We start from the raw sequence: 24,641 nt of genomic DNA, 5'->3' as shown, positions 1-24,641 counted from the left end.
CCGGCGTCACGAGCGGAGGACGAACGTCGCGACGTCCTGGCCGAGCCGGCGGCCCGCGTCGTGGTCGAGGCGGGTGTGGACGCCCGCGACGATCCGGCTCGAGCCCGCTTCGTCGGCCACGTCCTGGAACGTCGTGAAGTGGCGGACCACGCCCGGCAGCACCTCGGACGTCACCGCGAGCGGCCGGCGGGGGCCGTACTCCTGGCGCAGCACCTGGGCACCCGCCTGGGAAATGACGCTGTGAGCCCCCGGGTACGCCGGGTCGGGCGGGGTGGCCGCGAGGCTCGACCAGTCCGGAATCCCCCGCGTCGCCGGGTTCCCGTCGTCGGCGGCGAGGCGGATCGCGGTGATCGGGCGCCAGATCCGGTGGTGGTACTTGGCTTCGTAGAACGCGATCACCGCGTCGGCGAAGGCCAGGTTCAGGCGCGCGAACACCCGGGCCGCGACGACCAGGCCGGCGTGCGAGCCGCCGACGGCCGACTGGGCGATCTCGTTCCAGTAGTTCCAGATCGGGGCCGCCCAGAACCGCGCTTGCCGCGTCTCGCCGGGGGTTCGCGTGGTGCTGGTGTCGCGACCGGCCGCGGCGACCTCCCGCAGGGCTTTCGCGTACGTCGCACCGGAAAGCGCGGGGTACGCGCCGGGGCGGAAGCGGCTCGCCCGGTCGAGGACGAACGGCGTCACCGCGGCCCAGTGGGTGAACGCGGCGGGTGCGAACGCCGGCGGGGCCGGGCGGTACTCCCCCGGTGCGGTGCCCGGTGCCAGGACCGGCGGGATCGCCGCCGAGCCGTCGTTCGCGCGCAGGCCGAGCAGCAGGCGGGCGACCAGCCGGCCGGCCCGGACGCCGGCGTCGCGGCCCGCCGGGGCCACCCGGGCCAGCTGCCCGGACAACAGGTTCGCGAGCTCCGCGGACCGGGCCGGGTAGAGCTCCGCCAAGACGTCGTGGGCGGCCTGGGCCGCCGCCGCTTCCGGGGCCGCGTGGGCCGGGGCGTCGACGGTGAACAGGTAGGGGCGCCCGGTGCCGGTGGTCGCGACGACGGCGTCGTGGATCGCCGCGTGCAGCAGCGCGAAGCTGCGCGTCGGGTGCACCGTCGCGGGCTGCAGGCCGGGGGTGCGCACGATGGCCAGCAGTGCCCGGTTCCAGGCCAGGACGACGTCGGCGCCACCCCGTGCGGGCGACGCCGTGGCCGGCGCGGGCAGGGCGAGTGCGGCCGCCGCCGCTCCGCTCGCCACGAGCAGGTTCCGGCGCGACATCGATGTGGTCATTTCGCTCCCCAGGTCGTCGGAGGGTCCGCTCACCGATACGCGCACCGGTTACGGCGTAACCCGGGCGCGTATGCCTCAGGTGGCGGGAGAATCCGGCGGGGAGAAGGCGGGCGGTGCCGGTGGCACAGCGGTTCCGGCGCAAGCGCGCCGAACAGGACGAAGCGGGCGCGGCACCGCGGCCGCGGCTGCGTGCGGTCGGCGCGGACGTCTACCCGGACTGGGAGGCGGTCTACCGCGACAACGTCGACCGGGTGTTCCGGCTGATGTTCTCGAAGGTCGGCAACCGGCCGGACGCCGAAGACCTCACCACCGAGGTCTTCCTGACGGCGTTGCGGCCGTTGCGCGTCTCGGCGAGCGTGGGCGAGGTCCGGGCGTACCTGCTGGCCACCGCGCGGACGGTGCTCGCCGGGCACTGGCGGCGCACGCTCGGCCGGGAGATCACCACCCTGGACGAGGAGCACGACGTCGCCACGTTTGAAGCGGGCACCGCGGACCCGGGCGTCCTGGCGCGCGCCGAGGCGATCCTCGCGCAGCTGCCCGAGCGCTACGGCCGGATCCTGCGCCTGCGGTTCCTGCAGGCCTGCTCGCTGAAGGAGGCGGCGGAGCAGCTGGGCACCACCGTCGGCAACGCGAAGGTGCTGCAGCACCGGGCTCTGCGCCAAGCGGCCCAGCTGGCGGAAGGGATGGACACGTGAGCACTCGAGGCGTCCGCCGGTTCGTCAAGGACCTCCTGCGGCGGCGACGGCCACGCCCCTTCGCGGCCGGTCCGGGCGACGAAGCCGAGCTGCGGACCGCGGTGCTGCTGCGCGCCGCCCGGCCGGGGGGCGCCGCGGCGAGCGAGGAGTTCGTCGCCGGCCTGCACCGGCGGCTCGCGCGGGAGCTCGGGGAGCCGCCGGCGGGGGGCAACCGGCGCCGGTTCATCCAGGTGTCGTCGGCCGCCGCGGTGGCGGCCGCGGCCGGTGCCGGGGTGGAGTACCTGGTGACGTCGGGCGCCGAACCGGCCGCGTCGGAAGAAACGCTGCGGCCCGAGAACGGCGAGTGGCGGACCGTCGTCGCGGCGCACGACCTGCCCGAGGGCGGGGTGCTGCCGTTCGACTTCGGCGCGGTGGCGGGCTTCGTGCACCGCTCCGGCGGCGAAGTGCGGGCGGTCTCGGCGACCTGCACCCACCTCGGCTGCCGGCTGAACCTGGACGCCCCGGCGCGGCGGCTGAACTGCCCGTGCCACCGGACGTCGTTCGCGGTGGACGGGGTGGTCCTGACGCACCAGCTGCCGGTGACGCCGCCGCCGCTGCCGCACCTGGTCGTGCGGGAGGCGGGCGGCGTGGTCGAGGTGCTGGTGCCCCCGGCGGGGGCGTGACGGCCGGGCCGGTCCGCACCGGTGGTGCGAGTGGCGGAAACCGCCGGGGGTGCGGTCCTCCCGCTCGCCGACCGGGCGCGCGGTGGGCGCGACCGGCCTTCACGCCGTTCGCCGTCGCCAGCGGGTGGACCGTGGCGGCCGGCGGGTTGCCGTCTGGTCGTCGCGGCGGGCGCGGGGCCGGATGATCCGGCTCGCCGGACTGCCTTGCGTCGTGCGCGTGGCGAAACCGGCCGCCGGGGCGGTGGCCCTCAGCCCCGCAGGACCCACTCGATCTGCTCGACCGTCGGCGTCTCCACCTCGAACAGGCACTGCAGCTGGAAGCCGTCCGCGGTGGCGGCCAGGCGGGCGGCCTCGGCCGGGGGCACGACCTCCGCCAGGCGTTCGCGCAGGCGGGCGTTCGCGAGGCGGCTCGCCTGGCGGAACTCCTCGTGCCGCAGCCCGAGCGCGTACAGCTCGTAGGCGACCACGCTCGTCGCTCGCTGCTCCGTCAGCTGGTGGTGGATCAGCTCCGCCAGCCGGAGGACGACGTTGGCCGGGCTGGTTCCCGCGAGCCACTCGCCCTGCGTGTCCGTCCGCAGGCGCAGGACGCGGGCGCCGGCCTCGAGCAGCAGGGCCGGCACCGAGCCGAAGTGGTGGGCCACCGAGCCGGGCGGGACCTCGGCCCCGGTCTCGGCCGAGGCGGCCGTCACGCCGGCGATGCCGCCGGTCTGCACCAGGCGGATGGCGGCGTGCACGATCCGCTCGCGGTCCGGGTCGTTCGGTGTGTTCTTCGGGCGCACGGCATCCCCTCCTCGCGGAGATCAGCATGACACCGTCCCGTGTCAAGGGACCAACCGGCTACAGCCAGTCGTGCTCGCGGGCGTACCGGGCCGCTTCGTGGCGGGTCCGGGTCTGGGTCTTCTGCATCGCGTTCGACAGGTAGTTGCGGACCGTGCCCTCCGCGAGGTGCAGCTGCCCGGCGATGTCGGCCACCGCGAAGCCCTCGCGGGTCGCGCGCAGGACGTCCAGCTCGCGGTCGGTCAGCGGGCAGTCGTCGACGACGGCGAGGGCCGAGACGTCCGGGTCGATCCAGCGCTTGCCCGCGTGCAGGGTCTTGATCACCGACGTGATGTGGGCCGGCTCCGCCGACTTGCTGACGAAGCCCTGGACGCCGAGCTTCAGCGCCTTGCGGAGCACGCCGGGGCGGGCGTGCCGGGTCAGCATCAGGATCACCTGGTCCGGCCGGGCCCGGCGGATCCGTTCGACCGCGCCGAGGCCGTCGACGCGCGGCATCTCCAGGTCGATGACCAGCACGTCCGGGCGGTGTTCGAGGGTAGCCGCCACCGCCGTTTCGCCGTCGTCGGCCTCGGCCAGCACCGTGATCTCGCCTTCCAGCGGCAGCAGCGCGGCCAACGCCTTGCGGAGCAGGGCTTCGTCGTCGGCGAGCACCACCGTGGTCATCGTCGGGCCTCCTTCGGCGCGGGGAAGGCCGCCGCGGTGCGGAAGCGGCCATCGGAGTGCGAGACTTCCAGCTCGGCGCCGTGCTCGGCCAGGCGCTGCCGGAGCACCGCGAGCCCGCTGAGCTCGGGCGGGCCGGTGTCCGGGGCGCCGTCGTTGACGATCTCGATCCCGTGCCGGGTGAGCGTGATCCGCACCTGGCGGGCCTCGGCGTGGCGCAGGATGTTGGTCGTCGTCTCGCGCAGGACCTGGCCGAGCAGCTCCCCCGCGGTGGCGTCCACTTCGGACTCGCGCGCGACGCGGACGTGGATGCCCGCGGCCTCGAAGAGGTTCTTCGCGTTCTCCAGCTCGGCGGACAGGTTGAGCCGCCGCTGGGCGTAGGCGAGTTCCTTGGTCCGGTCGATGGTTTCGCCGACCAGGTCGTGCACCTCACGCAGCTCCTCGCGCGCCCGGGCGGGTTCGCGGTCCAGCAGCTTCTCGGCCAGCGCGACCTTCAGCTTCACCACGTGCAGGGTGTGCCCCTGGATGTCGTGCAGGTCACTGGCGAAGCGCACGCGCTCCCGGGTGACGGCCAGCTCCGCTTCGCGCTCGCGGGACTGTTCGAGCTCCGCGATCAGGTCGAAGAAGCGCTGGCTGACGAACATGAACGCGGTCGAGAACAGCATGGCGAACGCGGGGACGGCGGCGAACTGGAACAGCCGCCAGCCGATCCGGTCGTCGTGCACGAGCGCGTTCGTCGCGCCCAGGGCCGCGATCAGGACCGCCAGCCCGCCCAGCGCGGCGAGCCGGTGGCGCGGCAGCGGCGGGATCAGGAACGACCCCACGACGGACAGCCCGAAGAACGCGGACGTGTCGTCGGTCAGCGCGCCGGCCAGCCAGACCACCGCGGTGACGACCAGGCTCGGGCGCGCCACGCGGAGGTAGTCGCCCGCGGTCCAGCGCTCGGCGGTCGCCAGCGCCGCGACCAGCCCGGTCACCTGGATGACGACGTGCCACCAGGACCGGGCGGTCAGCACCAGCAGCAGCACGCCGACGATCGCCAGCGGCGGGACGGTCGTGATCAGGTTGAGCCGCCGCAGCCGTTCCTGGACCGCCCCGCCGGTCCAGGAACTCCTGCGCGCGATCATCGGTACCTCCACGAACCCGAGCGTATCCGGCTGAGCGGGCACCACCAGTGACACCACGTCATGTATCCGGGTGACGTCGCCGCACTGCCGGGCCGTGCCGATCCGCGCTGGAATTCGGGGCATGTCCACGACACCGGTCATCGACGTCGATCGCCTCACCCTCACCTACGGCGGTTTCCCCGCCGTGAAAGACCTTTCGTTCCAAGTGGATCGCGGGGAGCTGTACGCCCTGCTCGGCACGAACGGCGCCGGGAAGACCTCGACCCTGGAGACGGTCGAAGGGCACCGCGCGCCCACTTCGGGTGCCGTGCGGGTGTTCGGGAAGGACCCCCGCGACCGCGCCGCCGTCCGCCCGCGGATGGGGATCATGCTGCAGGAGAGCGGGTTCTCCGCCGACCTGACCGTGCGCGAGACCGTCGCGCTGGTCGGGCGGCTCACCGAGCGGCACGACGACGTCGGGCGCGTGCTCGGCGTGGTCGACCTCACCCGCAAGGCCGGCACCAAGGTCGGGCAGCTGTCGGGCGGCGAGAAGCGGCGGCTCGACTTCGCCACCGCCGTCTACGGCACGCCCGAGCTGGTCTTCCTCGACGAGCCCACCACCGGCCTCGACATCCAGTCGCGGGACGCGCTCTGGGACGCCGTCGACCGGCTGCGCGAAGACGGCTCGACCGTCGTGCTCACCACGCACTACCTCGAGGAAGCGCAGCAGCGCGCCGACCGCATCGGGCTCATGCACCAGGGCGCGTTCCACCGCGAGGGCACCGTCGCCGAGCTGACCCGCACGCTGCCGTCGACCATCCACTTCGGACTCCCGGCGCACGCGCCGTCACCGCCGCTGCTCGCCACGCGCGGTGCCGACGGCAAGTTCCTCGTCGAGACCTTCGGCCTGCAGAAGGACCTCAACACGCTGCTCGCGTGGGCGCAGGACCAGGCCGTGGAACTGCTCGACCTGCAGGCCGGGCCGACGCGGCTCGACGACGTCTTCCGCGCCATCGAAAACTCTTGAGAGAAGGACCTTCCCCATGTTGACGATCGCCCGCGGCGAGCTGATCCAGCTCTTCCGGAACCGGCTCGTCCTGGTCACCGCCCTGGTGCTGCCGGCCGCGCTCAGCGCGTTCTTCATCGCCCGGCACGACGTGTTCGCCGAAGTGGGCAGCCTCGGCTACATCGCGACGCTGACGTTGTTCTTCGTGCTGGGCATCGGCCTCTACACCACCACGGTGACGACGCTGGCCGCCCGCCGCCAGAACCTGTTCCTCAAGCGCCTGCGCTCGACCGCGGCCGGTGACGCCGGGATCCTCGGCGGGCTGCTGCTGCCGGTCACCGCGATCGCGGTGGTCCAGATCGCCGTGCTGCTCGCCGTGCTGGCCGTGGTCACCGGCAAGCCGGCGAACCCGCTCCTGCTGGCCGCGGCCGTCGTGGCCACCGTGGTCATGATGCTCGCGCTGGGCCTGGCCACGGCCGGGCTGACGAATTCGCCGGAACACGCGCAGGTGACCACGCTGCCGATCAGCCTCGGCGTGATCGCCGTGGCCGGCTGGGTCGGCCTCACCGGCACCGGCGAGCTGACGCTGCTCAAGCGCCTGCTGCCCGGTGGTTCCGCGGCCGAGCTGGTGCTCGACGCGTGGAACGGCGGCCGCCCGGTCGCCGATTCGCTGGTCCTGTTCGCCCCGACCTTGGCCTGGGTCTTCGTCGCGGTCGTGCTGGCGACGCGGCTCTTCCGCTGGGAACCGCGCCGCTGAAAGCGGTGCGAACGAAAGGAAATCCGATGCGCAAGACCTTCCTGGCCGTCGCGATCGCCGTGGCCGGCGCGACGACCGTCGTCCCCGCGGCTTCCGCCGCACCGGCCACCCTGGACTGGGGACCGTGCCCGGCCGGGGCGTTCCCGACGCCGGACCTGCAGTGCACGACCCTGAAAGTCCCGCTGGACTACCGGGATCCGGGCGGGCGCACGATCGACGTCGCCGTGTCCCGCCTGCCGAGCAAGAACCCGGAGAAGCGGCGGGGTGTGCTGCTGACCAACCCGGGCGGTCCCGGCGGCGGTGGCCTGGACTACCCGCAGCTGCTGAAGTACGTGAAACTGCCGCAGGACGTGCTCGACTCCTACGACATCGTCGGTTTCGACCCGCGCGGGGTCGCGCACAGCACACCGGTGACCTGCGACCTGACGCCGGAGCAGATCGCGGTCGGCAACCTGCCGTACGCGAACGGGCCGGCCGACGTCGTGAAGCAGGCCGCGCTGGCGAAGCAGGAAGCCAAGCAGTGCGCCGAGGCGAAGACCGGGTCGATGCTGCCGTACGTCACCACGGCGAACACCGCGCGGGACATGGACCGCATCCGCACGGCGCTCGGCGAGTCGAAGGTGTCCTTCCTCGGCGCGTCCTACGGCACGTACCTCGGCGCGGTCTACACGACGCTGTTCCCCGAGCGCAGCGACCGGTTCGTGCTGGACAGCAGTCTCGGGCCGGGCGGCTACGACATCGACGCGATGCGCGGGTTCGGGCGGGGCATGGAGGACCGGTTCCCGGATTTCGCGGCCTTCGCGGCGGCGCACCCGGAGTACGGGCTCGGCACCACGCCGGCGCAGGTGACGGCCAAGTTCCACGAGCTGGCGGCGCGGCTGGACCGCGAACCGATCGAGGGCGTCACCGGCTCGGTGTTCCGCGGCCTGACGTTCGAAGGCCTGTACGTGACGGACCTGACCCAGCTCGCCAAGGACTGGCAGGGGCTCGACCAGGGCCGGGCCCCGAAGCCGCCGCAGGCGCCGGTGACCGGGGTGGAAAACCTGCTGGCGTCCCGGTTCGCGGTGATCTGCGGCGACTCGGCGTGGCCGCGGTCGATCGCCAGCTACCAGGTCGACGTCGCCGTCGACCGGATCCGCTACCCGCTGCTCGGCGCGGCCAGCGCGAACATCGGGGCGTGCGCGTACTGGGCCCCGCCGGCCGAGCCGCAGGTGCGGATCACCGGCCACGGCCCGGCGAACGTGCTGATGGTGCAGAACCAGCGTGACCCCGGGACGCCGTTGTCCGGAGCCCGCAAGCTGCGCGCGGCGTTCGGCGAGCGCGCCCGGATGATCACGATCGACCAGGGCGGGCACGGCGCCTACCCGTTCACGGCCGGCGAGTGCGGGAAGACGCTCGTGACCGAGTACCTGGTGAGCGGCAAGCGGCCGGGCGACACGTACTGCGCGGCTCAGAGCCGGTAGAAGTCCGTGTAGTGGTTCGGCGAGAAGTACACGACGCTGCTGGTCAGGTCGACCACGATCCGGTAGGCGTCGCGGGCCGCGCCGCAGGTGCGCGGGTAGACGTCGAACTCGCGGAAGGAATGGCCGGCCGGGAGCTCGCCCTCGCGGTTCTGGTAGGTGCCGCCGGCGTAGTTGCACTTGCCGCCGGGCCAGTCGTACCAGCCGCGGGTGCCGGGGTACCCCTTGCCCTGCCAGGTCGTCTTGGCCGTGCGGGCGTCGGCGCAGCGGGACTGCGTGCAGGAGCTGTAGACGGCGGCATCGGCGACGGCGGTGCTGACACCGAGCGCGGCGGCCACCGCGGTGACGGTCACGGCGAACCGCTGCGCGGTCCGGGAAAGCGTCTGGGCGGGCACGGAACCTCCTCGTCTCGTACGGGCACGGGAATGGTGGCCGGTGCGCTTCGCCCGGAGGGGATCGGGAAGGTGCCGGTCCGGTGAACTTCTGGCGACCGGACGGCGGTGGCTCGGGCGCTCGGTGGGGGGAGCGTCCGGACGTCGCGAATGACTCAGTGGGGACCGCGGAGGCCCCCACTGAGTCATTCGCGGCAGGCGGGGGCGCCGTCCGTGCGAGACGGACTGCGCCCCTTCCTCAGGCGATGCCGGTCGCGAACACGTGCAGTGCCGAGTTCGACGGCAGCGTCACCGCCACGACCTCCTTGCCCGCGGTCAGCGGGACGGAGTTCGCGAACACCCGGTACGGCGTCGTCGGGTACGCCGGGCCGGTGCGGGTGTTCTTGCCCAGCACGGTCGCGACGGTCGTCGCGCCGTACTGGGCCGGGTCGGCGCAGCACCAGTTCGGGACGCCGACGTCGGCCTGGCTCGTGCTGCCGTCCGCGTACTGGACGAACACCGTGCCCTTGGCCGTTCCCGTGCCGGTACCGGCGAGCACCAGCTTCGTGCCGGTGCCGCGCACCGCGATCGTCTGGCCGGCGGCCACGGCGTTGTCCGCCTTGCCGGTGCCGGCGTCCGGCCAGGTGAGCGTGGCGCCGTTCGCGGTGAACGCCGCGCCCGGCTTCAGGCCCGCTTCCGCCAAGCCCTCGGCGCGGAAGCTGCTGCCGCCGCCGTCGAGGTCGCCCGCCGTCGCGTGCGCCGCGTCCGTGACGCCGACGTTGCCGTAGGCCGCGGCCAACGTGGCGTACGGGACGGTGACGGTGGCCGAGTCCGCGGCCTGGTGCGCGCCCAGCCTGGCCTGGTACGACGCGGTGGCCGTGACCTGGTAGTCCGCCGGTTTCAGCCCGGCGTCCGGGGTCAGCTTGACCGGGACCCGCACCGTCTGCCCGGGCAGGACGAGCTTCGGCGCGGCCGGGACGTCGGCCCGGAAGCCGGTGCCCTGCACGGAAAGCCGCACGTCCCGCACCGGCAGCGGGGTGCCGTTGGTGAACCCGAGCGTGCCGGTCACGGCCTGGCCCGGCGCGGCCACCGGCGGCACGGTCAGCGCCACCGAGCCGTTGTCGTCCTCGGGGAAGAAGCCGCCGACCGCGCTGGTGCCGGACAGGCGGACGTCCTGGCGCTCGCCCGCGCCGAGCTGCCCCGTCTTGACGCGCACGACGCCCTTGCCGGCCGGGTCGTACCACCAGCCGGACGACGCCCGGTCGAGCTCGGCCTTGCTGCCGTACTGGCGCAGCACCGTGGTGCCCGCCTGGACGACGCCGGGCTTCGATCCCGTGTGGACGGTCAGCAGGTAGTTCCGCGCGGCCGGCTTGCCCGGGTAGGTGCCGGTGCTCGCGCCGATCCCGACGGTCACCGCACCCGGGCCGGACTGCGGCGCGTCGACGGTGAACGTCTGCTTCGCCTGCTCGCCGCGCTGGTAGCCGCGGGTCACGCCGTCGTCCTCGGTGAGCGTGAAGCTCCCCTTGCCCCACGGGTAGACGTCGAGGTCGAGCTCGCCCTTGTCGCGGGTCTGCCACGACTTCGTGCCCTCGGCCCACATCGGGACGACGGCCCCGGCGCGGACGAACAGCGGCAGCGTGTCGAGCGGGGCGTCGTAGCCGTCCACTGTGGTGGGTCCGGTGTAGGTCTTGCCGCTCCAGTAGTCCACCCACGTACCCTTGGGCAGGTAGATGCCGTTGCGCACGTTGGCCTTTTCGTACACCGGCGCGACGAGGAAGTCGGTGCCGGAGAGGAACTCGTACTTCGCCTTGTCGGTCCACACGTTCGGGTCGTCCGGGTACTCCAGCGCCAGCGGCCGGACCTGGCCGACGCCGGTCTGGTGCGCCTGCGCCGAATAGCTGTAGGTGTAGGGCAGCAGCCGTTCCTTGAGCAGCAGGTACTTGCGGTTGATCGAGGTGTAGGGCTCGCCCTGGCGCCACGGCTGCTTGTCCGACGACGCCCAGCCGTCCATCGTCATCGCCGTCGGCAGGAACGTCTTCCACTGCAGGTCGCGGACGTAGGTCTGCGGGCTGCCGCCGAAGATGCCGTCGATGTCGCCGGTGTTGTAGGCGATGCCGGACGTCGTGGCGCCCGCGTACGTCGGGATCTGCCACTTGATGTAGTCGTAGGAGCCGGCCTGGTCGCCGCTCCACAGCACGCCGCAGCGCTGCGCGCCGGCCCAGCTCACCGGCTGCCAGACGAACCCGCGGGCGTCGCTGTTGTCTTCGATGCCCTTGTAGGCGGTGTCGCAGGCGTCGAGCGCGAACTGGTAGCCCGGGCCGACCCAGGCGACGTCCAGCTTGCGCACCCGCACGCCGGCCTTGACCTCCTCGGCCTGGTTCGGCACGCCGTCCTCGGTCCAGAGGCCCAGCTGCATGGTGTTCTTCCGCAGGCCTTCGCCGGTCTGCTGCAGGTTTTCGTAGCCGCAGCCGTAGCCGTCGTTGACCAGCATCCAGCCGTTCGGCATGCCGTTCTGCGTGTAGCCGTCGGCGATCTTCACCGCGTCGAGCGTGTGCCGCTCCCCGCGGTTGGCGTTGTGCAGGTAGCAGTCGGAGTCGCCGGTTTCGAGCCCGTAGATCGGCGGCAGGAACGGCTTCCCGACGAGGTCGGTGTACCCCGAGACGACGTCCTTGAGGCCGGTGCCGACGACGTAGGTGGCGTCGAAGCGGCGCTCGTCGTGCGTGGTCTTCACCGGGGACGTGAAGGAGTAGCTGCCGGGCGCGAAGGTGTTGCGCAGCACGCCGTAGCCCGCGGTCGAGGCGTAGAACGGCTGCGAGTTGGGCGCGCCGCCGTCGTTCCAGTTGTCGTCGGCGAAGATCTTGATGGTCTGGTCGCGGTGGCTGAACCGGCCGTTCTGCTCGCCGCCGCCGACGAACTGCTCGGCCGCGGTCCGGGCCAGGGTCTGCGTGGTCGTGGTGCCGGTCCAGGACAGCGGCGCGGACTCGGCCCACCGCTGCGTGCGGTCGGCGCCGTCGTAGAGGGCGAACTTCAGCGGGTGCTTGTAGGCCCGCAGGGTCGCCTTGGGCGTCGAAATGGCCCAGTAGGCGCCCTTGTCGACGCGCTGGGGCGTCGCAGGGGTCGCGGTCTTCGGCAGGACGATCTTGTCACCCGCCGGATCGGTGAACGTCCCGTCGGGGGCGAGCCACACCCGGACGGCGCTCTCGGCCGGGAAGCTCACGCGCACCGCCGCGGCTCCCGACTTCAGCGTGACTACCGGGCCGTCGGCGGAAATGCCGGTCAGGTCGCCGAGGCTGCCGGCCGACGGCGAGGGATCCGCGTAGGCCGCGCTGGGCGCCAGCCCGAGGGCGGCGACCGCGGCCAGACAACTGAGCGATTGCGCAAGTCTGCTCATTAATGACACCTTTCGCACACTAACACGCATGATGTGCTCTGTATAGCGCACGCTTCGCGCAGTGTCACCCGCCGAAAGGTGCATAAGCCGAAGGGGACTTTCCTCGCGTGTGACACCCGGGCTCCGGCAAAGTCAGGACGCCGCTTCCCGCCCGGCGACAGCGGCTCCGCCAAGGTCGCGAATGACTCATTGGGGACCTCTGAGGTCCCCAATGAGTCATTCGCGACACGGCAACGCACGCCGGCAGACCGCGCGGCGCCGACTTTGCCGGACTCTCGCGTGTGACGCGGGAAAGGTGCCCTTCGGCGGGGAACTGGGATCAGACGGCTTGGACCGCGACTCCGGCGGCCTCGAAGGCGCGGACGGCCTCCGGGTCGGCGTCGGTGTCCGTGACCAGCGCGTGCACCTGCGTCGTCTCACAGATGCGCGCGAACGCCCGGCGGCCCAGTTTCGAGCCGTCCGCCACCGCGACCACGCGCTCGGCGCGCTCGACCATCAGGCGGTTGATGCTGGCCTCGCCCTCGTGGTGGGCGAACGCGCCCGCGTCCGGGTCGAACGCGTCGACGCCGAGGAACAGCAGGTCGATCGTCAGTTCACTGAGGACCCGCGTGGCCAGCGGGCCGCTCAGCTCGAACGACTGCGGCCGCGCGACGCCGCCGGTGACGACGATCTTGACGTTCGGGCGGACCGCGAGCTCGTGCGCGATGTTCAGGGCGTTCGTCACCACCGTGAGGCCCGGTGCGTCGCCGCGGCCGGACAGGTCGGGGCGCATCGCCAGCGCGCGTGCGACCCCGGCGGTCGTGGTGCCGCCGTTCAGGCCGACCACCATGCCCTTCGCGGCGAACGCGGCCGCGGCGGTGCTGATCCGCTGCTTCTCCGGCACGTGCCGCGCGGTCTTGTAGCGCAGCGGCAGGTCGTAGGCGAGGTCGTTGGCGACCGCGCCGCCGCGGGTGCGGGTGAGCAGCTGCTGTTCGGCGAGGTGGTCGAGGTCGCGGCGGATCGTGGCGGCGGAGACGTCGAGCTCCGCGGCCACGTCCTCGACGTCGATCTTTTCCCGCTGCCCCAGCATGTCCAGCAGGGTGCTCAAGCGTTCGTGCCGGGCCATCGCGGTACTCCCTAGTTCACTCTCGGCGAGCAGTATGCTGCATCGCCGCTTTCCGCCGCGCCCCGGCACGCCGCCGCCGCTACTTCATCCGGAAGTCGTACGCCGCCGGCAGCGGATCCGCGGAGAGCGCTTCCCAGGTGTCCGAAAGGGACGTCTCGCCTTCCCGGATGTTCGGGATTTCGAAGCCCGCGTCGAACACGGCCTTCGCGCCCGCGCGATCCCCCGCGGCGAGCCGGGTGTGCGCCGCCAGCAACGCGAGCCGGCCGCCGGGGTGCTCGGGCAGCAGGGAAACCGGGGCGTGCCCGGCCGCCAGCTGCGCGGACAACGCCTCGACGAGCAGCGGCCGCACGTCCGGTGCCAGCTCGAAGGCACGCAGGGACAACCGCGCCGCTTCCCCCGGGTCCGTGGCGGCGACGGCGAGATTGCGCAACGCCCAAGCGTTCTCCTTCGCCGCCACCGAAGCACGCCAAGCTTCCTGGGCCGCGTCCCGGTCGCCGGCCGCCCAGCGGGCCACCCCGCGGTGGTACCACGTCAGCCAGTTGTCGGTCGTGTAGTCCAGCAGCTCGGCCCAGTACCGGTTGACCAGCGTCGACGGCGGCGGGACGCGCGGATCGCCCTGCGGTGTCTCGCCGTCCAGGAGGTCCAGCCACGGCCGCTGCTCCGGTCCCAGCGTCTCCTTCGGGAACGGTGTGCCGGGCAGGAGGGCGACCATGCGGAGGGTTTCCAGGGCACCCCAGCCCGAGCCGGTGGCCAGCGGCTCGCCCGGCTCCGCGTCCGCGATCCCCTGCCACGCCCGGTGCCGCGCCTCGAGCACGCCGGCGGGCGGCAAGCCCGTGACGGAGGCCGTCGCGGCCCGCCAGTCCTCGCCGTGGACCGCAGCCGGGTCCGCCGAAACGGGGCCGTACGCCTCCAGCCAGTCCCACGCTTCACCCGGTGGGAGGCGCAGGTGCTCCAGCTGCGTGCGGGCCAGTCCCGCCTGGATCTCCAGGTAGCCCGTTTCCGCACCCGGGGCGAGCCACTCCTGCCAGTGCCGTCCGCCCGCGGATTCGCCCCACCGGAACAGTTTCCGGCCGCGCAGCCGGGCCGTGGACGCCTGGCCGAGGCCGGCGCCGGTCTCGTCGACCGCCGCGATCCACGGGCGCTCCGACGCCACCTCGAAGAAGTAGTCCGCGGCCGCGGCGGCCCGCGCCGGGTAGGTCAGCTCGCCGGGCACGTCGACGAGGTCGAGCCGACCCGAATAGCCGTAGTGCCAAGCCTGGTCCGCGGGCACGAGCACCCGCGTCGACGCCGTCTGCGGCACGGCGGTGTTGGACCACCAGTAGACCGGGACGTCGTGGGAGTGCGGGTTGCGGATCCGCACGCCGACGAACAGGTGCGCCGAATCGTCAGGCAGCCAGAAGTCCAGCTGGTACGGCAGGTCCCGGGTGCGCTCCCACTCCCACAGCCGCAGCACGGGTGTCCCGTCCGGGCCCTCGACCTCGGCCGCGAACATCGGCGCGCAGGTCAGCGTCGTGTGGCCGGTGCTGCCGAGGTTCCACTCGACGCCGCCGGCGAACCACGCGTCCCGCAGCGCGAGGTTCGCGGGCTGGAACACCGGGTTGCGGTACAGCAGCTCGCGCCCGGTCGGCCGGTGCACCAGCGACCAGAGCCGCCCGCCCAGCGACGGCAGGACCGTCGCCCGCAGGTGGTCGTTTTCCAGCACCAGCGCGGGCAGCTCGCGGACAGCGCGTTCGCGCGAGTAGCCGTCCTGGAGCCGGCACGGCAGCACGGTGCCGAGCCTTCCGTACGCCAGCCCGGCGGCCAGGTCGGCGGGCAGCTCGTCCACATTGGACACTGAAGCCACGGCTTCCGGCTTCACCAGCGGCGGCAGCGGGTTCTCCGGCCCCAGCTCCGCCGCGGGCGGCGTGAGCGACGTCCGGCGGAGGGTGGTCATGCGTCCGGCAGCCTTTCCCCGGTCGCCGCGTCGAAGAGGTGGACCGCGTCCGGCTTCGGCGACAGGGTGATCGGTTCGCCGCGCCGCCACGGCGCCATGCCCGGCGTCCGCACGGTCAGCACCTGCTCCCCCGCCCGGCAGTACAGGTACTGGTCGCTGCCCAGCTCTTCGACCACCTCGACGACCGCCTCGTGACCACCCTCGCCGAGCGTCCAGCCCTCCGGCCGGACACCCACCACGAGCCGCGGGCCGGTGAGCGCCGAGCGCTGCGCCGGGGTCAGCGGCACCGAGGCTTCGTCCACCGCGGTCTCCAGCAGGTTCATCGCCGGCGAGCCGATGAACCCGGCCACGAACACGTTGGCCGGCCGCGAGAACAGCCCGATCGGGGTGTCGCACTGCTGCAGCACGCCGTCGCGCAGGACCGCGACCCGGTCGCCCATGGTCATCGCTTCGACCTGGTCGTGCGTGACGTACAGCGTCGTGATGCCCAGCCGCCGTTGCAGCGACGCGATCTGCGTCCGCGTCTGCACCCGCAGCTTGGCGTCCAGGTTGGACAGCGGCTCGTCCATCAGGAACACGCTCGGCTCACGCACGATCGCGCGGCCCATGGCGACGCGCTGGCGCTGCCCGCCGGACAGCTTGGCCGGCTTGCGGTCCAGGTACTCCGTCAGGTCGAGCAGCGCCGCGGCCTCCCGCACCCGCCGCTCGCGCTCGGCCTTCGGCAGTTTCGCCAGCTTGAGGTGGAAGCCGATGTTGTCCCCGACGGTCATGTGCGGGTAGAGCGCGTAGTTCTGGAACACCATCGCGATGTCCCGGTCCTTCGGGGCCAGCTCGGTGACGTCGCGGTCGCCGATGTGGATGGAGCCGTCGTCGACGCCCTCCAGCCCGGCCAGCATCCGCAGCGTCGTCGACTTGCCGCAACCGGACGGGCCGACCAGGACGAGGAACTCCCCGTCTTCGACGTCGAGGTCGAAGCCGTCGACGGCGGGGCGGTCGACTCCGGCGTAGAACCGGGTCGCGTCCCGGAAACTCACGGTGGCCATCTGCTCCTACTTTCCGGCGCCGAGGGTCAGGCCGGTGATGATCCGGCGGGCGAGCACGAGGTACAGCACGAGCATCGGGAGCACGACGATCGCCACGCCGGCGATCAGGCCGCCGTACTCCGACTGGTAGCTCGCCGCGCCGTAGAAGGTGAACAGCGCGCGGGAGAGGGTGAAGTGCGCCTGGTCCTTGAGGAACACGATCGCCAGCAGCGTCTCGTTCCACAGGCCGATGGCGTTGAGCGTCAACGCCGTGATCAGGCCGCCGCGGGCGAGCGGCAGCATGACCGAGAAGAACGTCCGGGCCGGGGAGGCGCCGTCCAGCGAGGCCGCCTCCTCGAGCTCGTCCGGCAGCGACCGGAAGAAGCCGGTCAGCAGGAACACGGTGAACGGGATCGACAACGCGACGTACAGCAGGAAGAGCCCGTACTCGTTGTCCAGGTGGATCCGGCTGAGCACCACGAACAGCGGGATGATCACGGTCTGGAACGGCACGCCCATGCCGATCGCGACGACGTTGGTCAGCGGCCCGGACCCGCGCACCCCGAGCCGGGTCAGCGCGTACGCGCAGGGCGCGGAGACGGCCACGGTCGCGACCGTGGCGAGGCCGACCAGCACCACCGTCGTCACCACCGCGTCGCCGAAGCCCGCGTTGTTCCAGGCGTAGACGAAGTTCCGGAACGGCTTGCCGACGTGGAACCACTGGTACGGCAGCGCGAACGGCTTGGTGAAGATCTCCACCGGCGTCTTGAACGCGGCCGTGAGCAGCCAGTACAGCACCAGGACGTTGCCCGCGGTGAACGCCCAGACGATCACCGAACCCAGCAGCCGCAGCGGGCTGAACCGGCGGGAGCCCGGGGCCGGCTTCGGCTTGCGCGGCGCTCGCCGCACGACGTCAGAACTGGATCGCGTCACGGCGCATCACCCGCCTCAGCAGCACGACCAGGATCGACACCAGCGCGATCATCGCCACCGCGCAGGCGCAGGCAGCACCGAAGTCCGGCGTGCCGTTGGAGCCGAAGGTCCGGTCGAACACGTAGATCCCGAGCGTCCACGCCTGGTTCGGCGGCGCGTACGTCCCCGGCCCGGCCAGCACGAACACCAGCTCGAAGATCTTCAGCGCGTTGATCGTCCACAGCACCCCGGCGACCCCGACGACGTCCCACGTCATCGGCAGCGTGATGCTGCGGAACTTCTGCCACGGTGACGCGCCGCCGAGCTCCGCGTCCTCGTAGAGGTACGGCGGGATCCGGTCGACCGCGGCCATCAGGATCGTGATGTAGAAGCCGGAACTGGCCCAGATCAGCGACGCCGTCACGACGCCGGTCACGTTGGCCGGGGCCAGGAACTTGGCCGCGTCCGCGCCGGCGTGCTCCAGGACGTAGTTCGCCAGCCCCTGCTTGCCGGGCTGGTACTTGAACACGAAGCCGAGGAACATCCCGAGCGCCACCGGCGCGACGATGTTCGGGAAGAACAGGATGGCGCGGACGACCTTGCCGCCGCGCATGTCCCGCAGCACCATGGTGAACAGGAACGCGAGCGCGAACGTGCCGACGCCGCCGGCGAAGACGTAAACGAGCGTGTTGCGGAAGGCGTACTGGAACGAGTCGCTCGCCCACATCTGCGTGTAGTTGGTGACGCCGTTGGGCTTCGGCGTGTCCCCCGCGCCGGCCCAGCTGGTGAAGGACAGGACCACGGTCCCGACCGTCGGCAGCACCAGGAAAGCCAGGTACAGCACCAACGCGGGCGCGGCGAACGGCCAGAACAGCCGCTTCTTGCGGCGCAGGTGCGCGCCGCCGGCGGCACGGGCCCCCTGAGCCCGTGCCGCCGGCGGCGTCGTCGTGAGCGTGGCCATCAGCCCTGGTTCTTCCAGAACTCGGCACCCTTGGCGGCGAGCTGGTCGACGAACTGCTCCGGCGTCAGCTGGCCCTTGAGCAGCGCGGTGTCGGCCGGGTCGAAGACGTCGGTCTGCCACTTGCCGCCGGCGATGCCGTCGATCCCGTCGTACTGCAGGACGTGCTCCTTCTTCGGGTCGTCCAGCGCGGCCTTGACCTGCTTCAGGTCGTCCGGCACGGCGAGGTCGGCGCGCGGCACGAGGTTGTCGGCCACCGCCGGGATGCCGGAGAGGATGTCCTTGTTGAGGAAGTAGGCGATGAACGCCTTGGCGGCCTCGGCGTGCTTGGCCTTCTTGGTCACGGCGAAGCCGATCGACATCTGCTCGACGGTGTCGTGCGTGGCGCCGGACGGCATCGGGAACTGGAAGGAGCCGTAGGAGATCTTCGTGCCGGCGCCCTGCTTGTCCAGGTACTCGCGCGTCTCGCTCGGCGCCCAGGTGCCGACGTAGAGGTAGCGCGAGTCGCCGTCGGCCCAGCGCTGCTGCACCTGCGGGAACTTCGCCGCGTCCCAGCCGTCGATGAAGTACTTGGGCAGCTTCGCGGTTTCGGTGGCGGCCTTGAGGAAGCCCGGCTCGGTCTTCCACGCCTGGCCGGTCTTGTCGGTGGCGGCCTTGTTCAGCCCGCCCGAGCCGACGTACCGCTCGGCGAGCTGGGTGAAGAAGTACATGTTGTAGAACGGGATGTCGCCGTCCTGGCTGATCGCCGCCTTGCCGTCGGCCTTCGCCTTGTCGAACAGCGCGAGCAGGTCGTCCATCGTCTTCGGCTGCTGGACGTCACCGGCGGAGTCCTTGTTGAACCACCAGGCGCTGGACTGGACGGTGTAGGGGACCATGAAGTTCTGGCCCGTCTTGTCCTTGTTCTGCGGGAAGTCGTAGGAGCTCTTCGAGAGCACGTCCCGGACCGTCTTGTCGCCCTCGCCGACCTTCATCGCGAAGACGTCGTCGAGGCCCTGCGTGCCGCCCGGGGTCATGATGGCCGCGCCGACCTTGCTGACGTCCTGGTCGAACAGGTCCGGCACCGCGTCGGTGTTCAGCGCGGGCACCAGGTTCTGGGTGTAGGCCTTGCGCCCCAGCCACTGGACGTTCACCTTGACGCCGGTCTTCTCCTGGAAGCACTTGAACGCCTTCTGCAGGACCTTGCCCTGCGGCTCGTCGGCGGTCCACATGGCCCAGTAGGTGAACTCCTTGTCCGTGGCCGGCTTGACCGCGGCCTCCGGACAGGGCGCGTTGAGGTACTGGTCGACCCCGGGCAGGGCGTTCTCGCCGGTCCCGCTGCCGGTGTCCGCGCCCCCACCGCACCCGGCCAGCAGGAGGGACACCCCCGCTGTCAACGCCATGAGCTTGCTCCGCCGCATATCGCCACCGCCCACATCGATGAGGAACACGCCTTCTGCGCGTTGCTGCGCAGTTTTAACAGCTTTCGAGCACTTGTCAACACCGAGGTGTCGACGCCGTGCACGCGGCAAAGGCCGAGGTGCTCGGTTGATCAGGCACGTAACCACACCGCGGGACCTGCTCGCACCTCGACGCATCCATTGCGCGCAAGTGATCGATTGACTCGTTGACGTTGCACAAACTTGCATCTACCGTGTCTGGTGTTGCGCACAACCGGCACGGATGGGGAGTTCATGAGCGGGACCTTCATGGCTGCGGAGATCGCCAGCCAGCCCGGCTGCTGGCGGGAAGCGGGTGCGCTGGCCGCGGCGAACGACGGGTGGCTGCCCGCGCCGGGCGCCCGGGTGGCGATCGTCGGCTGCGGGACCTCGTGGTTCGTCGGCCAGGCCTACGCGGTGCTGCGCGAAACCGCCGGGCTCGGCGAGACCGACGCGTTCGCCGCGTCCGAGTTCCCGGTGGGCCGCGCCTACGACCACGTGCTCGCGCTGAGCCGCTCGGGCACCACGACCGAGGTGCACACGCTGCTCGCGAAGCTGCGCGGCCGGACGAAGACCACGGTGATCACCGGGGTGCCGGCCGAGGTCGCCGGCACCGCCGACGCGGTCGTCGACCTGTCCTCGGTGGACGAACGCTCGGTCGTGCAGACCCGGTTCGCCACCACCGCGCTGGCGATGCTGCGCGTTCACCTCGGCGAGGACCTGACCGAGGTCGTCGCGCAGGCGGAGCGGGTGCTGGCCGAGCCGCTGCCGGACGCGCTGACCGGCGCGGAGCAGTTCAGCTTCCTCGGCACCGGCTGGTCGATCGGCATCGCGAACGAGGCTGCGCTCAAGTTCCGCGAAGCGTGCCTGCTGTGGACCGAGTCGTACCCGGCGTGGGACTACCGGCACGGGCCGATCAGCATCAGCGAGCCGGGCCGGGTGACCTGGATGTTCGGCACTGCGCCGGACGGGCTCGCCGACGACGTCCGGCGGGCGGGCGGCACGTTCGTCGAGAGCGGCCTCGACCCGCTCGCCGACCTCGTCCGCGCCCAGCTCGTGGCCGGGGCGATCGCCCGCCGCAAGGGCCTCGACCCGGACAACCCCCGCAGCTTGACGCGTTCCGTCGTCCTCACATGATCGTCACCGTGACGCCGAACGCCGCGCTCGACGTCACGTACACGGTGGACGGGCTGGTGCCGGACGCCGTGCACCGGGCGCGCGACGTCCGGCACCGGGCGGGCGGCAAGGGCGTCAACGTCGCCCGCGTGCTGCACGCGCTCGGCGTGGACGTGCACGCGATCGCCACCGCCGGCGGGGCCACCGGCGCCGCGGTCGCCGCGGACCTCGGCGCCGCGGGAGTGGCCGCGGAGCTGGTCCCGATCGGCGGCGAGACCCGCCGGACGACCACCGTGCTGTCCGCTGTGGACGGTTCGGTGACCCTCTTCAACGAGCCGGGCCCGGCGGTGACCGCGATGGAGTGGGCGCTGCTCACCGAGCGCGTCCGCCGCCGTGAACCCGAGGTGCTGGTCTGCTCCGGCAGCCTGCCGCCCGGGGCACCACCCGACGGCTACGCGCGGCTGATCGACGGCCGGCAGTCCGTTTTGGACACCTCCGGGGCGGCCCTGCTGGCCGGCCTGGCCGGGCGGCCCGCCGTCGTCAAGCCGAACGCCGAAGAACTGCGCGAGGTCACCGGGCTCGACGACCTCGGGCGGGCGGCCCGCGAGCTGATGCGGGCCGGGGCGGGCGCCGTCGTCGTCTCCCTCGGCGCCGACGGGCTGCTCGCGGTCACGCCCGCGGGCGTCTGGCGCGCGAGGCCGTCCGGCGCGCTCAGCGGCAACGCCACCGGCGCGGGGGACGCCGTCGTCGCGGCCCTCGCGCTCGGGCTCAGCCGGCGCGAGCCCTGGCCGGAGATCCTGCGCCGGGCCGTCGCGCTCTCCGGCGCGGCGGTGCTCGGGCCGCTCGCCGGTGACGTCGACCTCGCGCACTACCACCGGGAGCTGGCCGCCGTGCGCGTCCGGCCGGAACAGGAGTCCTGATGCCTCTGGTGAGCACCGGCGAGATCGTCGCGGAGGCCGCGTCGGCCCGGCGGGGCTGCGGCGCCTTCAACGCGATCCAGCTCGAACACCTCACGGCGATCGCCGAGGGCGCGGCGCTGGCGGGCGCGCCGGTGATCGTGCAGCTCAGCCAGAACGCCGTGCGCTACCACGGCGCACTGGCCCCGATCGGCGGCGCCGCGCTGGCCACGGCCCGGGTGGCCGAGGCGCGCGTCGCCGTGCACCTCGACCACGCCGAATCCCGCGACCTCGTGCGCGAAGCCGTCGGGCTCGGGTTCGGCTCGGTCATGTTCGACGCGTCCAAACTGGACTACGCCGACAACGTGCGGGAGACGCGGGAGGTCGTCGCGTTCTGCCACGACCACGGCGTCTGGGTGGAAGCCGAGCTCGGCGAGGTCGGCGGCAAGGACGGCGTGCACGCCCCGGGCGCGCGCACCGACCCGGACGAAGCGGCGGAGTTCGCCGCGGCGACCGGTGTCGACGCGCTGGCGGTCGCGGTGGGCAGCTCGCACGCGATGCTCACCCGCGATGCCGCGCTCGACTTCGACCTCATCGCCCGGCTGCACGAGCGGGTCCCGGTGCCGCTGGTCCTGCACGGCTCGTCCGGGGTGTCCGACGACGGCCTGGCCGAAGCGGTCCGGGCGGGGATGACGAAGGTCAACATCGCGACCCAGCTCAACAAGGTCTTCACCGCGGCCGCCGCGGGTGACTGGCGGACGCACCCCGAGCGCGTCGACCCGCGCCGCTACCTGGGCGCGGGCCGCGACGCGGTGACGGCCGAGGTCCGCCGCCTCCTCGGCGTCCTCGGCTCGTCAGCGCTGCCCCGCCCTTGACTCAGCCGACCGACCAGTGCTGGCGGGCGCCGGCGGCCTGCTGGGTGACCGCGGCGCCGTCCGAAGTGGACGCCGTGGTCAGCAGCAGGCCGCTGCGGACGGAGGCGAACGTGTACGTCCCGTCGGCCTGCCTCGTGGCCTGCCAGTGCTGGTTGGTCCCGCCCGTGCAGGTCCACTGGATGATCGCCGCGCCGGCGGTGGTGGCGCCGCCGTCGACGTCCGCACACAGGCCCGATTCGACGTTGCGCAGTTCGTAGGAGCCGTCCGGCTGCCCGGTGAACGTCCAGCTCTGGTTGGCGCCGCCGTTCGCGGTCCACGTGACGAGGTGGGTGCCCTTGGCGGTGCTGTGGCCCGGCACGTCGAGCGCCTTGCCGCCGACCGCGAGGGTGTGCGTGCCGGTCAGGACGGGCACGGTGCCCACCGCCGTGATGGCCAGCGTCTGCTGGGCCGCGGTGCGCCCGCCGCCGACCGCGCTGCCGGTGGTGTCGGTCCAGTGGCGCACCGGCGTGGTCTCGGCCGGCCGGGCCGCGGACATGCCCAGCACCAGGCCGCTGTAGCGGTTGACGAGCCGGTACGTCCCCGAGGCACCGGGGATGACGAACCACTGCTGCCCCACCCCGGAACCGGACGTCACCGTCGGCACGGTCCCCCAGGCCCGCGTGGCCGACGACGTGGCCGCGACGCCCAGCTGCCCGCCGCTCCCGGCGTTGGTGATCCGGTAGGAACCGTCTCCGTTGCCGGTGAACGACCACGCCTGCGCGGCGGAGCCGTCGCCGGCCGCGACCGACGTCGTCCCGGAGCCGCTCTGGGCGAGCACCCGGCCGTCGCCGGAGGCGATGCGGTAGGTCTTGGCCGGGTCGAACGGGACCGCCGCGCGGGCCGGGTTGTCGATCGAGACGTTCACGTACTCCCCGGAAACGCCGCCGGAGCAGCCGAACGAGCAGTACGCGCGGAAGTCCTTGCCCACGATCGCCGAGCCGGTCTTGTTCACGCCGTCGACGAACCACCGGTACCACGACGCCGTGTGGTAGCCGCCGGTGCCGCCGATCGGGTACCACTTCTGCGTGGCCAGGTCGTCGGTGGCGTAGTACTGCTGCGGCGCGTTCCCGCTCTGGTCGAAGGCCTGCGGCTCGCCGATGTACAGGCCGAGGTAGGCGTTGTAGGTGATGTCCATGACGAACAGCGGCGAGGTCGCGGGCATCTTGCCCGCCGCGATCTGCTGGTCCGCGGTGCCGGTCGAGGCGGGGCTGTACTCCTTCGCCGTCGGCGTGTAGCCGGTGGCGCTGTCCGGGCCGACCGGCACCTGGTTGCTTTCCCGGCCGCCGACGCCGGGCTCGGTCCAGGCGCCGTCGTACCACTTGCGCCACGACCCCGGGGCCATCTTGGCCGAGATCGGCGCCCGCGCGGCGTGCGCGTAGAAGGCCTTCCAGCCGCCGTTCTTGTCCACCACGCGCGAGCCGTAGAAGACGTAGAAGTAGCCGGACGCGGTGTCGACGTAGAGCCGCTGGTCGCCGTCGCCGTAGTAGTAGGTCTGGTTCGGGAAGGCGGCGGTGTCACCGCGCTTCGTGCTGTACGGCGAGGTGAGGACGTGCGCTTTGATCTTCCAGGTCTTGCCCTGGTCGGTCGAAACCGCGTAGTCGATGGCGTCGTAGTGCAGGCCGTCGCCGAACGGCTGCGGGGTGAACTCGTTGTGCACCAGGCCGTACCAGTCACCGGTGTCCGGGTCGACCCAGGTGCCGACCAGGTCGCAGAAGTTCCTCTGCGAGTAGCTCGACCCGGACGGCGGGTTCGTCGACTCCACCCCGGTCGGGCTGGTGTTGCACCGCTTCGTCGTGTCGTCGTTGCGGTCTTCGGGGTCCGCGGGGTTCACGGCGTCGCTGATGGCGTTCTTGGTGAAGCTGTCGAAGTCGCGGCCGCTGTAGAACTCCCACTCGCGCGGCTGCGTGGCCCCGTACAGCGCGGCCGACTGCTGGAAGTAGAAGGTGCCGTCCTTGTCGAGGTACGGGCTGGCCGGCGAGTCGGTCGGGCTCGACCACGCGCCTTTCGACTGGATCGAAACGGTGTACCCGCCGGTGGGCGGCGCCGCTTCGGCGGGCGCCGCCGAACCGGCGAACACCGCAGCTGCGGCCACCAGCGCGGCGGCGCGTCTGCGGCGTGAGCCTGATGACGAGGCAGGGTGCATGGGAACTCCTCGATCTCGACGTGGGTGGGGACTCGCCGGGCGCCGGGTGCTCGCAGTGTGCAGGATGTTGTTTGAAGTT

Annotated in this window: 21 protein-coding genes; 8 read left to right on the top strand and 13 right to left on the bottom strand. The window is 72.3% G+C overall.

The window, feature by feature from the left end; all coding sequences use genetic code 11:
* Positions 1–6: 6 nt before the first annotated feature.
* The gene (locus AB5J73_RS19745; RefSeq protein ID WP_370971148.1) at positions 7–1,263 is read right to left on the bottom strand and encodes a vanadium-dependent haloperoxidase; all 1,257 of its coding nucleotides are present in this window, start codon (positions 1,261–1,263) and stop codon (positions 7–9) included.
* Between the two features lie 113 nt (positions 1,264–1,376).
* Here AB5J73_RS19745 and AB5J73_RS19740 point away from each other — a divergent pair, with 113 nt between their 5' ends.
* Together AB5J73_RS19740 and AB5J73_RS19735 are read left to right on the top strand one after the other, a co-directional pair.
* A complete protein-coding gene (locus tag AB5J73_RS19740; RefSeq protein WP_370971147.1) occupies positions 1,377–1,958 on the top strand; it encodes an RNA polymerase sigma factor in 582 nt (193 codons plus the stop codon).
* Complete coding sequence (locus AB5J73_RS19735) at positions 1,955–2,620, top strand: ubiquinol-cytochrome c reductase iron-sulfur subunit (protein ID WP_370971146.1); 666 nt, start codon at positions 1,955–1,957, stop codon at positions 2,618–2,620. Before AB5J73_RS19740 ends, AB5J73_RS19735 begins: the two co-directional genes overlap by 4 nt.
* Before the next feature lie 248 nt (positions 2,621–2,868).
* On the opposite strand, the gene AB5J73_RS19730 is transcribed toward AB5J73_RS19735, so the two are convergent.
* The 3 genes from AB5J73_RS19730 to AB5J73_RS19720 are packed head-to-tail and all read right to left on the bottom strand — an operon-like array spanning position 2,869 to position 5,196.
* Positions 2,869–3,399, bottom strand: a complete 531-nt coding sequence (locus tag AB5J73_RS19730) for a TetR/AcrR family transcriptional regulator (protein ID WP_370971145.1) — start codon at positions 3,397–3,399, stop codon at positions 2,869–2,871.
* Positions 3,400–3,457: 58 nt separating this feature from the next.
* Positions 3,458–4,060, bottom strand: a complete 603-nt coding sequence (locus AB5J73_RS19725) for a response regulator (RefSeq protein ID WP_370971144.1) — start codon at positions 4,058–4,060, stop codon at positions 3,458–3,460.
* A complete protein-coding gene (locus AB5J73_RS19720; RefSeq protein WP_370971143.1) occupies positions 4,057–5,196 on the bottom strand; it encodes a sensor histidine kinase in 1,140 nt (379 codons plus the stop codon). The genes AB5J73_RS19725 and AB5J73_RS19720 overlap by 4 nt, the downstream gene beginning before the upstream one ends.
* Positions 5,197–5,305: 109 nt before the next feature.
* Here AB5J73_RS19720 and AB5J73_RS19715 point away from each other — a divergent pair, with 109 nt between their 5' ends.
* The 3 genes from AB5J73_RS19715 to AB5J73_RS19705 are packed head-to-tail and all read left to right on the top strand — an operon-like array spanning position 5,306 to position 8,389.
* A complete protein-coding gene (locus AB5J73_RS19715; protein ID WP_370971142.1) occupies positions 5,306–6,190 on the top strand; it encodes an ABC transporter ATP-binding protein in 885 nt (294 codons plus the stop codon).
* A gap of 16 nt (positions 6,191–6,206) precedes the next feature.
* A complete protein-coding gene (locus tag AB5J73_RS19710; protein WP_370971141.1) occupies positions 6,207–6,926 on the top strand; it encodes an ABC transporter permease in 720 nt (239 codons plus the stop codon).
* Positions 6,927–6,952: 26 nt separating this feature from the next.
* The gene (locus AB5J73_RS19705; protein WP_370971140.1) at positions 6,953–8,389 is read left to right on the top strand and encodes an alpha/beta hydrolase; all 1,437 of its coding nucleotides are present in this window, start codon (positions 6,953–6,955) and stop codon (positions 8,387–8,389) included.
* Here AB5J73_RS19705 and AB5J73_RS19700 read toward each other — a convergent pair.
* The 8 genes from AB5J73_RS19700 to AB5J73_RS19665 all read right to left on the bottom strand — a co-directional run bounded on the left by AB5J73_RS19700 (position 8,377) and on the right by AB5J73_RS19665 (position 19,475).
* Entirely contained in the window at positions 8,377–8,781 is a 405-nt protein-coding gene (locus AB5J73_RS19700) for a ribonuclease domain-containing protein (protein ID WP_370971139.1), read from the bottom strand. The two genes, AB5J73_RS19705 and AB5J73_RS19700, sit on opposite strands and share 13 nt — an antisense overlap.
* A 235-nt stretch (positions 8,782–9,016) precedes the next feature.
* Complete coding sequence (locus AB5J73_RS19695) at positions 9,017–12,148, bottom strand: TIM-barrel domain-containing protein (RefSeq protein WP_370971138.1); 3,132 nt, start codon at positions 12,146–12,148, stop codon at positions 9,017–9,019.
* A gap of 319 nt (positions 12,149–12,467) precedes the next feature.
* Complete coding sequence (locus tag AB5J73_RS19690) at positions 12,468–13,253, bottom strand: DeoR/GlpR family DNA-binding transcription regulator (protein ID WP_370971137.1); 786 nt, start codon at positions 13,251–13,253, stop codon at positions 12,468–12,470.
* A gap of 79 nt (positions 13,254–13,332) precedes the next feature.
* Positions 13,333–15,186, bottom strand: coding sequence for a DUF5107 domain-containing protein (locus tag AB5J73_RS19685; RefSeq protein ID WP_370971136.1), 1,854 nt, complete (start codon positions 15,184–15,186; stop codon positions 13,333–13,335).
* On the bottom strand, positions 15,183–16,229 hold the full coding sequence (locus tag AB5J73_RS19680) for an ABC transporter ATP-binding protein (protein WP_370971135.1): 1,047 nt from the start codon (positions 16,227–16,229) through the stop codon (positions 15,183–15,185). The genes AB5J73_RS19685 and AB5J73_RS19680 overlap by 4 nt, the downstream gene beginning before the upstream one ends.
* A gap of 6 nt (positions 16,230–16,235) precedes the next feature.
* Positions 16,236–17,141, bottom strand: a complete 906-nt coding sequence (locus tag AB5J73_RS19675) for a carbohydrate ABC transporter permease (protein ID WP_370971134.1) — start codon at positions 17,139–17,141, stop codon at positions 16,236–16,238.
* On the bottom strand, positions 17,122–18,081 hold the full coding sequence (locus AB5J73_RS19670; protein WP_370971133.1) for a carbohydrate ABC transporter permease: 960 nt from the start codon (positions 18,079–18,081) through the stop codon (positions 17,122–17,124). The genes AB5J73_RS19675 and AB5J73_RS19670 overlap by 20 nt, the downstream gene beginning before the upstream one ends.
* Entirely contained in the window at positions 18,081–19,475 is a 1,395-nt protein-coding gene (locus AB5J73_RS19665) for an ABC transporter substrate-binding protein (protein ID WP_370971132.1), read from the bottom strand. The genes AB5J73_RS19670 and AB5J73_RS19665 overlap by 1 nt, the downstream gene beginning before the upstream one ends.
* A 273-nt stretch (positions 19,476–19,748) precedes the next feature.
* Between AB5J73_RS19665 and AB5J73_RS19660 the strand changes: the two genes are divergently transcribed.
* The 3 genes from AB5J73_RS19660 to AB5J73_RS19650 are packed head-to-tail and all read left to right on the top strand — an operon-like array spanning position 19,749 to position 22,380.
* Positions 19,749–20,630 carry an SIS domain-containing protein gene (locus tag AB5J73_RS19660; protein WP_370971131.1) on the top strand — a complete coding sequence of 294 codons (882 nt, stop codon included), beginning with the start codon at positions 19,749–19,751 and terminating at the stop codon, positions 20,628–20,630.
* The gene (locus AB5J73_RS19655; protein WP_370971130.1) at positions 20,627–21,529 is read left to right on the top strand and encodes a 1-phosphofructokinase family hexose kinase; all 903 of its coding nucleotides are present in this window, start codon (positions 20,627–20,629) and stop codon (positions 21,527–21,529) included. The genes AB5J73_RS19660 and AB5J73_RS19655 overlap by 4 nt, the downstream gene beginning before the upstream one ends.
* The gene (locus AB5J73_RS19650) at positions 21,529–22,380 is read left to right on the top strand and encodes a class II fructose-bisphosphate aldolase (RefSeq protein WP_370971129.1); all 852 of its coding nucleotides are present in this window, start codon (positions 21,529–21,531) and stop codon (positions 22,378–22,380) included. The genes AB5J73_RS19655 and AB5J73_RS19650 overlap by 1 nt, the downstream gene beginning before the upstream one ends.
* Before the next feature lies 1 nt (position 22,381).
* On the opposite strand, the gene AB5J73_RS19645 is transcribed toward AB5J73_RS19650, so the two are convergent.
* Entirely contained in the window at positions 22,382–24,511 is a 2,130-nt protein-coding gene (locus tag AB5J73_RS19645) for an RICIN domain-containing protein (protein ID WP_370971128.1), read from the bottom strand.
* Positions 24,512–24,641 lie beyond the last annotated feature (130 nt).

It is taken from the genome of Amycolatopsis sp. cg9, assembly GCF_041346945.1.
GTDB lineage: Bacteria > Actinomycetota > Actinomycetes > Mycobacteriales > Pseudonocardiaceae > Amycolatopsis.
This window is presented reverse-complemented; position numbering and strand designations above follow the sequence as displayed.

Bases quoted from the DNA above. Each gene is read 5' to 3' on its own strand.
- AB5J73_RS19705 (WP_370971140.1), top strand. From the start codon at position 6,953: ATGCGCAAGACCTTCCTGGCCGTCGCGATCGCCGTGGCCGGCGCGACG.
- AB5J73_RS19670 (WP_370971133.1), bottom strand. From the start codon at position 18,081: ATGGCCACGCTCACGACGACGCCGCCGGCGGCACGGGCTCAGGGGGCC.
- AB5J73_RS19690 (WP_370971137.1), bottom strand. From the start codon at position 13,253: ATGGCCCGGCACGAACGCTTGAGCACCCTGCTGGACATGCTGGGGCAG.
- AB5J73_RS19650 (WP_370971129.1), top strand. From the start codon at position 21,529: ATGCCTCTGGTGAGCACCGGCGAGATCGTCGCGGAGGCCGCGTCGGCC.
- AB5J73_RS19725 (WP_370971144.1), bottom strand. From the start codon at position 4,060: ATGACCACGGTGGTGCTCGCCGACGACGAAGCCCTGCTCCGCAAGGCG.
- AB5J73_RS19710 (WP_370971141.1), top strand. From the start codon at position 6,207: ATGTTGACGATCGCCCGCGGCGAGCTGATCCAGCTCTTCCGGAACCGG.
- AB5J73_RS19660 (WP_370971131.1), top strand. From the start codon at position 19,749: ATGAGCGGGACCTTCATGGCTGCGGAGATCGCCAGCCAGCCCGGCTGC.
- AB5J73_RS19715 (WP_370971142.1), top strand. From the start codon at position 5,306: ATGTCCACGACACCGGTCATCGACGTCGATCGCCTCACCCTCACCTAC.
- AB5J73_RS19695 (WP_370971138.1), bottom strand. From the start codon at position 12,148: ATGAGCAGACTTGCGCAATCGCTCAGTTGTCTGGCCGCGGTCGCCGCC.
- AB5J73_RS19665 (WP_370971132.1), bottom strand. From the start codon at position 19,475: ATGCGGCGGAGCAAGCTCATGGCGTTGACAGCGGGGGTGTCCCTCCTG.
- AB5J73_RS19745 (WP_370971148.1), bottom strand. From the start codon at position 1,263: ATGACCACATCGATGTCGCGCCGGAACCTGCTCGTGGCGAGCGGAGCG.
- AB5J73_RS19685 (WP_370971136.1), bottom strand. From the start codon at position 15,186: ATGACCACCCTCCGCCGGACGTCGCTCACGCCGCCCGCGGCGGAGCTG.
- AB5J73_RS19655 (WP_370971130.1), top strand. From the start codon at position 20,627: ATGATCGTCACCGTGACGCCGAACGCCGCGCTCGACGTCACGTACACG.
- AB5J73_RS19680 (WP_370971135.1), bottom strand. From the start codon at position 16,229: ATGGCCACCGTGAGTTTCCGGGACGCGACCCGGTTCTACGCCGGAGTC.